The following is a 12,810-nucleotide window of genomic DNA, read 5'->3' on the forward strand; positions in this document are numbered from 1 at the left end:
CAGACTAAGCCTGTCAAAATCCTGTCAATAAAAAAGCCACTTATCATAAGTGGCTTTTTTATATAGAGAATCTTGGTGGAGATGGCGGGAGTTGAACCCGCGTCCGCCAGCACTACGCTCGAGAATACTACATGCTTAGATATCGTCTATTGTTTTAACACCAAGTGACCCGACGAACAGGGTACAAGGTGCGATCCTCTAAGTTTGGTATAAAGCCCCGAGGCTTGACTCTATACGGACTTGTGTGCGTGCGCTTCAGTCGGGTTCCCAGACCACAAGTATTCTAGGAAGCGGACAAGCGGCCCTTAGGCAGCTAGAGCGTAAGTTTCGTCGTTTGCGACTATTAAAATGCAAATTTTATTTACGAGAGAAAATGCGCTCTCGGCATGCATCTATGAGTTTCATCACCGGCGTCGAAGCCAATAACATCCCCATGAATGTCTGAACATCATAGCATAACTAAAATAAAATGCTGTGCAATTTATCAACAGTCTGCTACTGATGAACATATTTACATAATGGAGAGCCTTTTGTTTTTTTCAAGGCCCCTCATAAAAAAGCTGCCAAAAATGACAGCTTTTTTTAAAGTTTGATCTATAAGGCTCCATTACCTAACACAATACCTTCACGGCGTGGGTCTACCCCACCTGCGTATTTACTTTGATTATTTATATTTACTTTCATAATCGTTGAAATACCACTGGTTTGCGCAGTGTTAGCAACGCCATGCCCTTTTGCTTTTAAGCCTTCAATCAAATCAAGCAGAGAAAGCTGCACATTCGAGCTATCCACATTGGTGTTTTTGCTATTGGTCGCGCCAAAGTTAACAAGCGAGGTCGCCTGCTGAGCGTTTAAGTTCCAGTCCAGCGCACCTACCAACGTTTTAACTACATATTGAATGATGGTACCGCCACCTGGGGAACCCGTTGCCATATAAAACTCATCTGGCGTGGTCCCTTTAAATACTAAAGTTGGCGCCATGGTACTACGTGGGCGTTTGCCACCTTCTACACGGTTGGCAACTGGTGCCCCAGTGCTGTCATAAGGGTTCGCACTAAAGTCAGTTAACTGGTTTGACAGCAAGAAACCATCCACCATGTGGAATGAACCCATGCTCGATTCAACAGTCGATGTCATTGAAACCACATTGCCATAGGCATCTACAATCGTGAACTGAGTCGTGCCATGTTCAACAGTGGTGTCCACACCCGAAGCTGGGTTGAAATTACCTGCTGGTGCAATGCCCATACTCTGGTTCGGGTTAATCAGTGCGGCTCGTTGTTTCAGGTAATTTTTATCAATAAAACTTGGTATACCCTGTGCTGGTAAAGCGACAAAGTCGGTGTCTGCCACATATTTGTCACGGTCGGCGTAGGCCAAACGTTCTGCCTCAGACACTAAATGCACGCCCATCACATCTGGCACACCACCTTCATTTTCAGGATTTTTAGGTGGATAAAGCGACATATCAAAGTTTTCTAAAATACCTAGTGTTTGCGCAACTGCAATCCCTCCCGAAGATGGAGGCGGCATGGTACAAACATAGTAACGGTCACGGTACGTTGTACAAATCGGGTCGCGTTTTTTAACCTGATAGTTCGATAAATCCTGCAAGGTCATTAAACTTGGCGTAATTGGAGTTCGTGCTGGGTCATCCCCTAGTGTTTGGCCTGCTTTTGCCACAATCGCTTGAGCAATAGGACCAGTGTGCAACGCATTTGCGCCTTGCGTGGCAAGTGCTTCTAGGGTTTTTGCATAGGCTTTATTGGTCATGGTCTCACCGACTTTACGAGGTGAACCATCTGTGTAGAAATAGGTTGCCATTGCATTTGCATCGAGCGCTAAGCTGTTTGCATTACTTGCAATTGCATCTGCTAAACGGCCCGGAATGCGGAAACCGTTGTCAGCCAAACCAATCGCTTCGCCAAAAAGCTGGTTCCACTTGAGTTTGCCATGTTCTTTTTGTGCTTGTTCAAGTAAACGCATCACTCCCGGCACACCAATCGAGCGACCGCTACGGCGGGCACTTGGTACAGGTGCTGGTGAATTTGGGTCATATATATCTTGGCGAATTAAATAATATTCATTGGCTGCGGCTGGTGCGGTTTCACGACCATCATAAGCTGTGACTTTTTTAGTTTTGGCATCGTAATACATCATAAAACCACTGCCAGCAATGGTGCTCGATTGTGGCTCGACTAAACCTAAAACCGCTTGTACCGCAACGGCTGCATCGACTGCACTACCGCCTGCTCTTAAAACATCACAACCCGCTTTTACCGCAAGTGGCGTATTTGCCACCACCATATATTTATCTGCGTATTTAACCGTGTTACCGAGTCTATAACCCGATGCACCCTCAGGCGCTGCTGGGTCACCATTTTGGTTTGAACCGACCACCACGCTTGAACCGTCTTGTGCCAGTTTGCTACAACTGGTGGGATCATTATCTACAATTAAATTGGGCGGGGTTGTATTTGAATCATCCTTGGGCTGATCTGAAGAATCATCTCCACATCCTTGTAATAAACCGACTGCTAATAAACTACTGAACAAAAATGAATATCTTTTATTCACGTGATAACTCCAATATATACGCCTGCCTATCCATGCAATTGCCATGCAAGCTTCTTTGTTTTCAGGTATTAAGTTTTTTTAATCTTTGATAAAAATAAGGTTTTATAATATTGAATGTTTAAGGGCGTTTTTTCCTGTGCCCTGTATTAAGCCTCCTTGCTTGATATTACATGCTTTTATAATTGATCTGCCCGATTCTGGCATGCTTTATTTAGTGAAATACAGGCAAAATCTACCATTTATAGACTCGCTCTATTTTTTAGTGGGCCTAAAAAAAAGCACCTCCGAAGAGATGCTTTTTTGTGTTTAATGAGATGGCATTCCGCTGACATCTCCTTTGGGTTTCGGACACAGCCAAATGACCAGCCCCGCAAAGACAAATACAATCGCAAACAGCAAAAATACATGGTTTGCTGACATGGTAATCGCTTCTTTATCAACGAGGTTTGAAATAATTCCTAAGGTCGAGTCAGCCGAAAAACCATTTTGTGCAAGGTTATTTTGAACTTCGGCAGTATTTAGGTTTGACACCATTTCACTACGTGCAACTTTAGCGTGGTCGTCCCACACGGTCACTGCAATTGAAGCACCAATCGCCCCTGCCATGGTTCTCAAGAAGTTCATAAGACCCGCAGCAGATGCAATCTCTTGCTGGAGTACCGAACCGAGTGCAATGTTCGACAGTGGAATAAAGAAGAACGGTACAGCAAAACCTTGCAGGATTTGCGGCCAAGCCAGTGCCATAAAGTCGGCGTCTGTGGTCCAGAATGCCCGCATTAAGGTCACCCCGCCCAGCAAAATCAAACCGAAACTCGCCAGCGCACGTGGGTCATGTTTGGTCGAAAGCTTTGCCACAATCGGTGACATGGTCAAACTACCAAAGCCCATGGTTGCAGTTAAATAGCCGGCCCATGTAGCGGTGTAAGAAAGGTTCATTTGCAGCCACTGTGGAATCAGTACAATACTGCCAAAGAACGCGCCAAAGCCGAGCGACAAGGCCAGTACTGAAATTGCGAAGCCCCTATGCCTAAAGACTTTGACATCTACGACGGGGTGTTTGTCGGTCAGCTCCCATATGAGGAACACCACAAAGCCAATGGCGGCAGTTAAGCCTAATACCACAATGCTGGTGCTATTAAACCAGTCACGTTCGTGCCCCAAATCGAGCATGAGCTGTAGCGCACCAATCCAGAGAATTAACAGACCTAAACCGACAGTATCGATTCTTAAAGAAATGGTTTCTGTTTCGGCTGGTTTAAGCAAACGGATTGCCGCTAAAACACAAACAATGCCGACCGGAATGTTAATAAAGAAAATCCAGTGCCAAGACAGGTTATCACTAATCAGACCACCCAGAATTGGTCCTAAAATTGGCCCAACGACGGTCGTCATTGCCCATAGGCCCATCGCCTGCGCATGCTTTTCTTGAGGGAAAATACGCATGAGCAAGGTTTGGCTGAGTGGCATGAGCGGGCCACCGCATAGACCTTGTCCAATACGGAAAAACACCAACATACCTAACGAGTTTGCTAGACCGCACAAAAAAGAAAAGATGGTAAAACCAATCAGGCCAAAAATAAAAACCCGAACGGTACCAAAGCGCCCTGCAAGCCAACCCGTTAAAGGTACACAAATCGCTTCTGCAACTGCATAGGACGTAACAACCCATGTGCCTTGTGTACTTGAAACAGCAAGGTTACCGGTAATGTGCGGTACAGATACGTTGGCAATGGTCGTATCGAGCACGACCATAAAGTTCGACAAGGCAATAACAAACGCTGCCAGTATTAAACGGCCACCGCTTAGTTCGGCAAAAGGTGTTTGCGTTTTCATAAGCGTTTACTTCGCAGATAAGTCGACTTTTGCTTCCATCGACAAGCCAACACGCAGTGGGTGTTCAGCAAGTTCTTTCGGGTCAAGTGCAATACGAACTGGTAAGCGTTGAACCACTTTAATCCAGTTACCTGTTGCGTTTTGAGCCGGAATTAAGGCAAAGGCAGAGCCTGTACCACCAGAGAAGCCCATCACTTTGCCGTGATATTCAACGTCATCGCCATATAAATCTGAAGTAAGCGTAACGATTTGACCCGGACGGACTTTTTTCAACTGACTTTCTTTAAAGTTTGCATCTACGTATAAATCATTTAACGGCACAATCATCATCATGCTGGTGCCCGGTGCAACACGTTGACCAACTTGAATATTACGACGTGTGACTACACCATCAACTGGCGCACGAATCACGGTACGTTCTAAATCAAGCTGAGCTTGTTCAACATGTGCCTGCGCAACTTGTACATCAGGTGTTGAAACTTCGCTTACACCCTGAATTAAGGCTTCGTTTGCAGCTAAGGTACTTTCGGCAGCTTTACGGCTTGAAGACGCTTGTGCTAAACCAGCTTTAGCAAGCTCTAGCCCTGCTTTGGCTGTTTCAACTGCACTTTGTGCCTTAGTGAGTTCTTCTTTAGACACTGCACCAGACGCGGCAAGTTGTGCACGGCGGTTGAGTTCTAACCCAGCTTTGTCGTAGTCGGCCTGCGCTTGAGCAACCTGTGCTTTAGCACTGTTAATTTCGTCAGCACGAACCACAACTTGAGAGTTTAAAGAACTACTGTTTGCTGCGGTTTGTTTGTATTGGCGTTTTGCTTTTGCGAGTTCCGCCTCAGCTTGCGCTAATGCAATTTTGGCATCACGGTCATCAATACGAACCAGCACGTCACCACGATGTACCGTTTGGGTATCTTTTACGACAACCTGAGCGACCTGACCGCTCACCATTGAAGTAATTTGCGCGGTTTCAGCACCGACATAAGCATTATCCGTACTCACGGAATGATTTAAAAATAATGCCCAAATTGCATATAAAATAGCGGCGATCAATAAAATCAGCGCAAAAAAACCAAGAAATTTTTTGCGCTTGTTTTGATTGTTGTCATCCGAGGCAGATGTTGTTGGCACTGTTTCTTCTACATTGCTTTGTGCATCAGTCATGGTATGTTCCTAAAGATGAGTTGGCTTTGCCATCAATCTCGCACTACACCTTGTTATAGAGTTTTTATTTTTCTATAAACAAGACATATCGCATTGTCAAAGGAGGTAATTTTAACGCTAAAACCTCATAATATGAGAATAAAAATTTATAACTCATGCGTTCGTTCTAATTAAATTAATGTTTATCTCAAAGTTTTTGTAAAAATTTTAGCTTTTCAAACACTAAAAAAAGCGCACTTGGCGCTTTTAAATGGTTCAATTCATTGCTTAATAGGCATATGAAGCAATGCCCGCAGCAATGGCTTTATCTTCATCATTGACCATAGTCATGCGCATGGTGCAGCCCTTACGACCTAAACGTAACACTTCAGCACGGGCAATAAAATATTTACCACGCCCCGGTGCTAAATAATCTACACGCATGTCGACTGTTGCCAAACGCGACACTTGCTTAATGGTTTCAGTTAAAGTTTCTGGGGTTGAACGGCGATAGAGATGTTCCATGGCCACAATTCCGCCAATACTATCAAGCAAGGTTGCAGCAACGCCGCCATGCAAAATCTGAAATGCCAGATTGCCAATCAGGTTGGGTTGCATCTCGATATAGCCTTCAATGTGCCCGTCCACCACACGCATAATCATTCCACTATGCTTAAAAAAAGGAGAGCTATTAAACGCCTTACATAATTGGTTGAGAACCACAGTTAGGTCAGTTTTTGCACCTAAATGGATGTTCCCAGTCCAATTTTTCTTTTCATCACTCATACATTGCCTAAATTTAAAAGCATGATAAACACCCATAATTTTGTACAAATCCAGCATTATGGGGCTACAATACAGCAGTCGGTTGACAGTAATGGAATATCCGCCAACCTATCCTAGTGTAATACCGAACATCGAGATTGTTATGACTTATACGTTCAATCGTCCTGCATTTCCAGCCACTCGCATGCGCCGTATCCGTAAAAATGACCAGTTGCGTGCGATGGTCAGCGAAACACAGCTCACTACCAATCACTTGATTTATCCAGTATTTGTATTACCGGGACAAAATCAGACCCAAGATATTCCAAGTATGCCAAACATTCAGCGTTTGTCGGCAGATTTGTTACTGAAAAAAGCTGAAAGACTTCTGGAATTGGGCGTATCAAAACTGGCTCTTTTTCCAGTTACCCCGCAAGAAGATAAAAGCCTCACCGCAGAAGCTGCATGGCGTGAAGATGGTTTAGTACAAACCACATGTCGTCTGCTTAAAAAAGAATTACCAGAAATGGTGTTAATTACCGATGGTGCCCTCGACCCATACACCACGCATGGTCAAGACGGCATTATTGATGAAACTGGCTATGTGCTCAATGACGAGACTGTAGAATGCTTGATTAAACAAGCCTTAAGTCACGCAGAAGCAGGTGCCGAAGTGATTGCACCAAGTGACATGATGGATGGCCGTATTGGTGCAATTCGTCAGGCTTTAGAAGCCAATGGTCACATCTATACCAACATCATGGCCTACTCTGCGAAATATGCATCTAGCTTTTATGGTCCGTTCCGTGATGCTGTTGGCTCTGCATCCAACCTAAAAGGTGGTAATAAATATAACTACCAGATGGACTTTGCCAACCGTGCCGAAGCACTACATGAAATCGCGCTTGATATTCAAGAAGGCGCCGATATGGTAATTGTAAAACCGGGCATGCCTTATCTGGATGTGGTACGTGAAGTGAAAGATACCTTTGGTGTTCCTACATTCATTTATCAAGTGAGTGGCGAATATGCAATGTTAGCGGGTGCAATTCAAAATGGCTGGTTATCAGACTCAGTAATTTTAGAATCACTCATGTGCTGCCGCCGCGCTGGTGCAGACGGAATCTGGACTTACTTTGCAGAAACCGCTGCTGAAAAACTCAAGGAAATGAACTAAGTTCGCAGAGAAAGGATAACACTGCATGCATATTGCAATCATTGGCGCGGGCATAAGTGGATTAATGTCTGCGCTGGAGTTGGTTGAACAAGGCTGTAAAGTCAGCATTTTTGATCAACAACAAGCGGGACAAGCAGCCTCTTGGGCTGGTGGAGGTATTCTCTCTCCGATGTACCCGTGGCGCTATGTGCATGCAGTGAACCAACTCGCTCAATTTGGCAAAGCCTCTTATCAAGCATGGAATCAAAAGCTCTACCCTGTTACAGGGATTGATTTTGAAATTCATGACACAGGCATGCTGATTTTTGATGAAGAAGATTTTGATGTTGGACTTTCCTATGCAAATCAACATCAAGAACCCATGCAGCGCTGTGAATATTTACAGCGAGATGCCCTAGAGCAAGTCAATCCACATATTTCCGATCAGTTCCAAGAAGCCATTTATTTCCCTGAACTGTCTAATATTCGTAATCCACGTGTATTACAGTCCTTGATTCGCTATTTAAAGCAACATCCAAATGTTGAGTTTTTCGAACACACTCCTGTTAAAAAACTGATTCAACAAGGTGATGCCATACAAGCCCTACAAACCGAAGATGGTCGCAAACATACAGCAGATCATTTTGTAATAACTTCGGGCGCTTGGAGCCATTACTGGAACTCACAATTACAACTCGAAATTCCAGTCGAACCTGTTCAAGGTCAAATGCTGTTATTTAAAACCCCTGCTCACTGGCTACCGACCATGTGTATGAATCGAGTCATGTATCTGATTCCACGTATGGACGGTCATATTGTGTGTGGGTCAAGCATGGCACATCGTGGTTTTGACACGTCTACCGACGAAAACACTCAGCACAATATTTTAGAAGCATGTTTAGAAATGGTGCCTGAACTGGCCGATTTCCCGGTTGTACATCGTTGGGCAGGACTCAGACCAAGTTCACCAAATGGCGTTCCATACATTGGCAAAATGCCTGAAATGGATAACCTGTGGGCAAACTTTGGTCACTTTAGAAATGGATTATGTATGGGTGCAGGCTCTGCGCAATTGCTCCGTCAGCTTATGCTAGGTCAACCAACCTTAGTTGATGCCAAAGCATATTCACCAGAGCGCTTGCAAAATAAAATCTTAGCCTGAGGCGAGTATATTCTCTAAAGCTGCTTTTAACTTGGGATAAGCAAACTCAAAGCCTTCTGCTTGTAAGGCAGCGGGTTTGACGTACTGACCATTTAAGATCAATTGCGACTGTTCGCCCAACAAACAGCGGAAAACCGTGCTTGGTGCTGACAACAGTGGTTTCTTATTTAAAACCTCAGCAGCTTGTTCAATAAAAGCTTTTTGAGCCACGTTTTCTGGCGCTACTATATTGTGAATTTGAGCAGATTGAGGATGCTGAAATATAAACTCTATTGCATTTAATACATCTTCAATGTGTACCCAAACTACAGGCTGACGACCGTGACCAATTTGACCGACTAAATTGAGTCGAATAGGAAGCAACATTTTAGACAAAATGCCACCGCCCTGCCCAAACACTACACCTAAACGAATAATTTTAGTATTTTGCTGAGCGTCTGCTAACGCTGCGCGTTCCCACTCTTGGCAAAGCTGAGACATGAAAATGGGCTGTGGCGAGCTTTGTTCTGTGCACACTTCTGTCCACTTTTCTTGATCATCTATTCCGTAATAACCAATTGCAGAACCAGACACAATTACTTCCGGAAAAATTTCAGATTGCTTGAGCCACGCATACAATTTTCGGGTCGTATTTACTCGGCTTTCAATGAGTTGTTTTTTACGTGACTCGGTCCAGCGTTTCTCGCCAATATTTGCGCCTGCCAAATTCACCACATAATCAATTTGCCGTGTCGAAATATCTTCAAACTTTTGCACCCACTGCAAGGCAGGATGGTCAGATGTCTTTCCAGCCTGCCGTGTCACAGCAATCACGTTATAATTTTTTTCTAAAAGGAACTTAATTAAATGCGTTCCGATAAAACCACTCGCACCTGTAATTAATACATTCTTATTCATATTTCCCCCTAAGCTGAGGATTCAAGTTTTATTTAATTGTATAAGACTCATTTATATTTAATCGTATGAGTTTTCGTAGTGATCTATTGCACATTAAACATTTTGTCAGCCATTCGCTGTGCTTGTTTGCCATAAAACCAGTAGGTAATTAAATAAAGCGGAATAGCTAACATTAAAAGCATAATCACCATAATGCTTAAAAATTGAGGTTGTTTGAGGTAAAGCATAAAGTTTTGCAAAATCTCAGGGTCTTTTCTGGCAAATAAAAACAGACCAAATAAAACACCACACAAGTTATAGCCCCAAAAAATCAAGGTAAAACCTAAAGTAAATTTCTTCTTTTCTGGTACAGTCGGTGCACGGCGTTCTTTCTTTAAAAATTTAAATAAGACAAAAATCATTGCGCCTAAATATGGAACGGCTGTTAAAATACCGCCTACACTCGCTGGTAATAGTGCTGCAACCACACCTACAATTAAGGTGAGCACGATGCATAAACCAAAAAACCAGAGAAAGTAAAAACGTAATTTGGTCATATTTTTGCCTAATTTATGGGTTCAAAAAATAATTATAAATTTTTTTCGATTTTTTTTCATTTTTCTGTCAACCAATCCTGATCTCTTGACGTTATATAGGGTAACAAGGTCGCAGCAACCGAATACTTCCTTTGCACGGCATCCGCAAAATTGTTTCGGTGACCTTTCATTACGACTCTTTCCTTCCTTCGGATTAGGTTTTGTTAGCAGCCGAAACCCTTGATGAAGTTTTTGACCGACGATTCTCTCATCACTCGAATCGTCGGTTTTTATTTTCTAGCACTTTCATTTATTTTACGCTCCCCATACACAATAATGCTTTCGTGGCTATAAAGGCTATGCGTATACTTTTTGCACCATAAAAATATGATTTAAATAATATGAACACTATTGCCTATTTTGAAATCCAGTCTTCAAACCCTGCCCGCGATGCGCAGTTTTACCAAGCTGTGTTTGGTTGGCAATTTAAATTAGATCCAAACTTACCAATTGAATATTACCGCATAGAGACACCTTCGATTATGGGTGGACTATTAAAACGCCCCGCTCAAACGCCTCCAATGGAATATGGCACCAATGCATTTACCTGTTCGGTTCAGGTCGAAAACTTCGATGAAGTGGCTGCAAAAATTTTAGCGCAAGGTGGTATTGTCGCGATGGATAAATTCGCCATTCCCGGTCGTGCTTGGCATGGTTACTTTGTCGATTTAGACCACAACGTTTTTGGTATTTTCCAAGTCGATGAAAATGCAGCTTAAAGATCTTATTTAACGACTCTATTTATTTTTTTAATGTATAGCCACCGCCTTTTTATCGGTGGCTATTCCATATTAATTATTCAGCAAAGCTAAAGCTGGCTTCACATGTAATTGGGAAATTCATCGAATTGGCAATCATGCATTCATGATGCGCTTCTTCATGTAGTTTTGCAGCAAGCTCTTGATCGGCACCTTTTTCCAAAACAATCTCTGGTCTTAAAATAATTTGGGTAAAGTGACCACGTTTAACTGGATCTGCATCTTCCATAAAACCAAGTGCATGGTCGACATAACTCAGCACATGAATATGATTGACTGCACATAGGTGTAAATACCAAAGCTTATGACAAGCTGAAGCTGATGCAACCAATAAATCTTCTGGGTTCCATCTGGTCACATCACCTAAATAGGCTGGGTCTGATGAACCTTGAATCGTGGCCTTTTGCGGATGTTGAATACTAAAGTCTCTTTTATATGAACGATAAGAAGAAGTGCCAGTTCCTGTATTGCCTTCCCACTGTATTTTTACTTCGTATTCATGAATGGTCATTTTATTCTCAAAGTTCATGGTTTGACCTGATAGTAACAAAGCAGAGTTTAAAGTGAAAAATTTAATTCAAGTTTTACTTTGGGCTTAAATAACGAGCACTTTAAAATGTCTTGATAAAATCTCCTGCCAATTTATGCTAACGTATCTGTGTTTATTTTGGCTTGATGTCTGTTTCTATGTCCGTACATTTTCTACATACTTCTGACTGGCATTTGGGGCAGTTTTTTTATAATCATTCACGACACTACGAACACCAACAATTTTTAAGCTGGTTGCTCACTCAAATTCAAGAAAAACAACCGCATGCCCTGCTTATTGCTGGCGATATTTTTGATGTCATTAACCCGGGTTCACAAGCACAAAAACAACTCTACCAATTTTTAGCAGATGCACATCGCATTGCACCGCACATGCAAACACTCATGATTGCGGGCAATCATGACTCAGGCTACCGTATTGAACAGGTCGAACCACTTTTAGAAAAATACAATGCAAAAACCGTGGGCGTGGTTCGCTGGAATGAAGATAAAACTCTAGATCTCGATCGACTACTTTTGCCTATTTATAATCAAAATCAGGATATTGTGGCGTGGTGCCTTGCCCTGCCTTTTTTACGTTCGGCCGAAATTACGGGTTTTAACGAACATACCACCAATAGCAAAAACGCAATTGCCTATTTGCACCAGCAACTCATAGCAGAAGCCAAACGTCGCAAGACACCAGACCAAGCACTTATTTTGATGTCGCATGCGCATATGCAAGGTGGGGAAACATCCGACTCTGAACGCCCAATTATTATTGGTAATGAAGAGGCACTTTCAACTACTTTGTTTGAAGATGCTGTCGACTATGTCGCTTTAGGACATCTACATAAACCACAAAAAGTAGGTCAGCCACACATTCGTTATAGTGGCTCGCCAATTCCGCTTTCTTTTAGTGAAATAAACTATAAACACCAAGTGGTTGAGGTCAAAGTTGATCCGACTCAGGAGGCAGACAGCCGTTTGCAATTTGACGCTGTAGAAATTCCGCGTTGTATACAGTTGCACCGCATTCGTGGTGAATTAAATGAAGTCTTGCAACAACTCAAAGCCTTACCAAGCGGCGTGATTGAGAATATTGACCACCGTGAATATGTCGATATTGAATATTATAGTTTAACGCCGCCACAGCCTAATTTACGTCAGCAGTTTGAAGCAGCTCTACCGTCTGACCGCTACCGTTTAGTACGTATTTCACGTCAATATGTGAATAAAGATGCGGCTGATTCAAATACCACTCAGCAAATCGCACTTGAACCGCCAACACCAGAAAAACTCTTTCAAAATATCTGGGAAAAACAAGGTTACAACGCTGATGATGCGGTCTTAAAAGATTTTCTAAGTCTAGTACAAGAAGCACAAAAATATCTTGAAAATGATGCAACACCTTAAGGATAT

At 42.8% G+C, this 12,810-nt stretch carries 11 protein-coding genes and 1 other RNA gene; 4 read left to right on the forward strand and 8 right to left on the reverse strand.

Annotated features, from left to right (window positions below):
* Nucleotides 1-73: 73 nt before the first annotated feature.
* The 5 genes from ssrA to KTJ10_RS10340 form a co-directional block, all read right to left on the reverse strand.
* Nucleotides 74-433, reverse strand: a transfer-messenger RNA (tmRNA) gene (gene ssrA / locus KTJ10_RS10320).
* 161 nt (nt 434-594) lie between these two features.
* Complete coding sequence (ggt, locus tag KTJ10_RS10325) at nt 595-2,577, reverse strand: gamma-glutamyltransferase (protein ID WP_262441960.1); 1,983 nt, start codon at nt 2,575-2,577, stop codon at nt 595-597.
* A gap of 306 nt (nt 2,578-2,883) precedes the next feature.
* On the reverse strand, nt 2,884-4,410 hold the full coding sequence (locus KTJ10_RS10330) for a DHA2 family efflux MFS transporter permease subunit (protein ID WP_262441961.1): 1,527 nt from the start codon (nt 4,408-4,410) through the stop codon (nt 2,884-2,886).
* Between the two features lie 6 nt (nt 4,411-4,416).
* Nucleotides 4,417-5,568 carry an EmrA/EmrK family multidrug efflux transporter periplasmic adaptor subunit gene (locus tag KTJ10_RS10335; RefSeq protein WP_004794098.1) on the reverse strand — a complete coding sequence of 384 codons (1,152 nt, stop codon included), beginning with the start codon at nt 5,566-5,568 and terminating at the stop codon, nt 4,417-4,419.
* Nucleotides 5,569-5,835: 267 nt separating this feature from the next.
* Nucleotides 5,836-6,333, reverse strand: coding sequence for a thioesterase family protein (locus tag KTJ10_RS10340; protein ID WP_004703260.1), 498 nt, complete (start codon nt 6,331-6,333; stop codon nt 5,836-5,838).
* A gap of 142 nt (nt 6,334-6,475) precedes the next feature.
* Between KTJ10_RS10340 and hemB the strand changes: the two genes are divergently transcribed.
* The gene (gene hemB, locus KTJ10_RS10345; RefSeq protein ID WP_004748084.1) at nt 6,476-7,489 is read left to right on the forward strand and encodes a porphobilinogen synthase; all 1,014 of its coding nucleotides are present in this window, start codon (nt 6,476-6,478) and stop codon (nt 7,487-7,489) included.
* Between the two features lie 25 nt (nt 7,490-7,514).
* Complete coding sequence (locus KTJ10_RS10350; RefSeq protein ID WP_262441963.1) at nt 7,515-8,630, forward strand: NAD(P)/FAD-dependent oxidoreductase; 1,116 nt, start codon at nt 7,515-7,517, stop codon at nt 8,628-8,630.
* Here KTJ10_RS10350 and KTJ10_RS10355 read toward each other — a convergent pair.
* On the reverse strand, nt 8,622-9,527 hold the full coding sequence (locus KTJ10_RS10355) for a TIGR01777 family oxidoreductase (RefSeq protein WP_262441964.1): 906 nt from the start codon (nt 9,525-9,527) through the stop codon (nt 8,622-8,624). The genes KTJ10_RS10350 and KTJ10_RS10355 overlap by 9 nt on opposite strands.
* An 83-nt stretch (nt 9,528-9,610) precedes the next feature.
* A complete protein-coding gene (locus tag KTJ10_RS10360) occupies nt 9,611-10,063 on the reverse strand; it encodes an ABZJ_00895 family protein (protein WP_262441965.1) in 453 nt (150 codons plus the stop codon).
* A 380-nt stretch (nt 10,064-10,443) separates the two neighbouring features.
* On the opposite strand from KTJ10_RS10360, the gene KTJ10_RS10365 reads away from it, so the two are divergent.
* On the forward strand, nt 10,444-10,821 hold the full coding sequence (locus tag KTJ10_RS10365; RefSeq protein WP_005075324.1) for a VOC family protein: 378 nt from the start codon (nt 10,444-10,446) through the stop codon (nt 10,819-10,821).
* 76 nt (nt 10,822-10,897) lie between these two features.
* Here KTJ10_RS10365 and KTJ10_RS10370 read toward each other — a convergent pair whose 3' ends face one another.
* Entirely contained in the window at nt 10,898-11,371 is a 474-nt protein-coding gene (locus KTJ10_RS10370) for an OsmC family protein (RefSeq protein ID WP_216070927.1), read from the reverse strand.
* A gap of 164 nt (nt 11,372-11,535) precedes the next feature.
* Here KTJ10_RS10370 and KTJ10_RS10375 point away from each other — a divergent pair, with 164 nt between their 5' ends.
* The gene (locus KTJ10_RS10375) at nt 11,536-12,804 is read left to right on the forward strand and encodes an exonuclease SbcCD subunit D (protein ID WP_031944601.1); all 1,269 of its coding nucleotides are present in this window, start codon (nt 11,536-11,538) and stop codon (nt 12,802-12,804) included.
* The last annotated feature ends 6 nt before the right edge of the window (nt 12,805-12,810 follow it).

The organism is Acinetobacter sp. WU_MDCI_Abxc222, assembly GCF_025514755.1.
Taxonomy (GTDB): domain Bacteria; phylum Pseudomonadota; class Gammaproteobacteria; order Pseudomonadales; family Moraxellaceae; genus Acinetobacter; species Acinetobacter geminorum.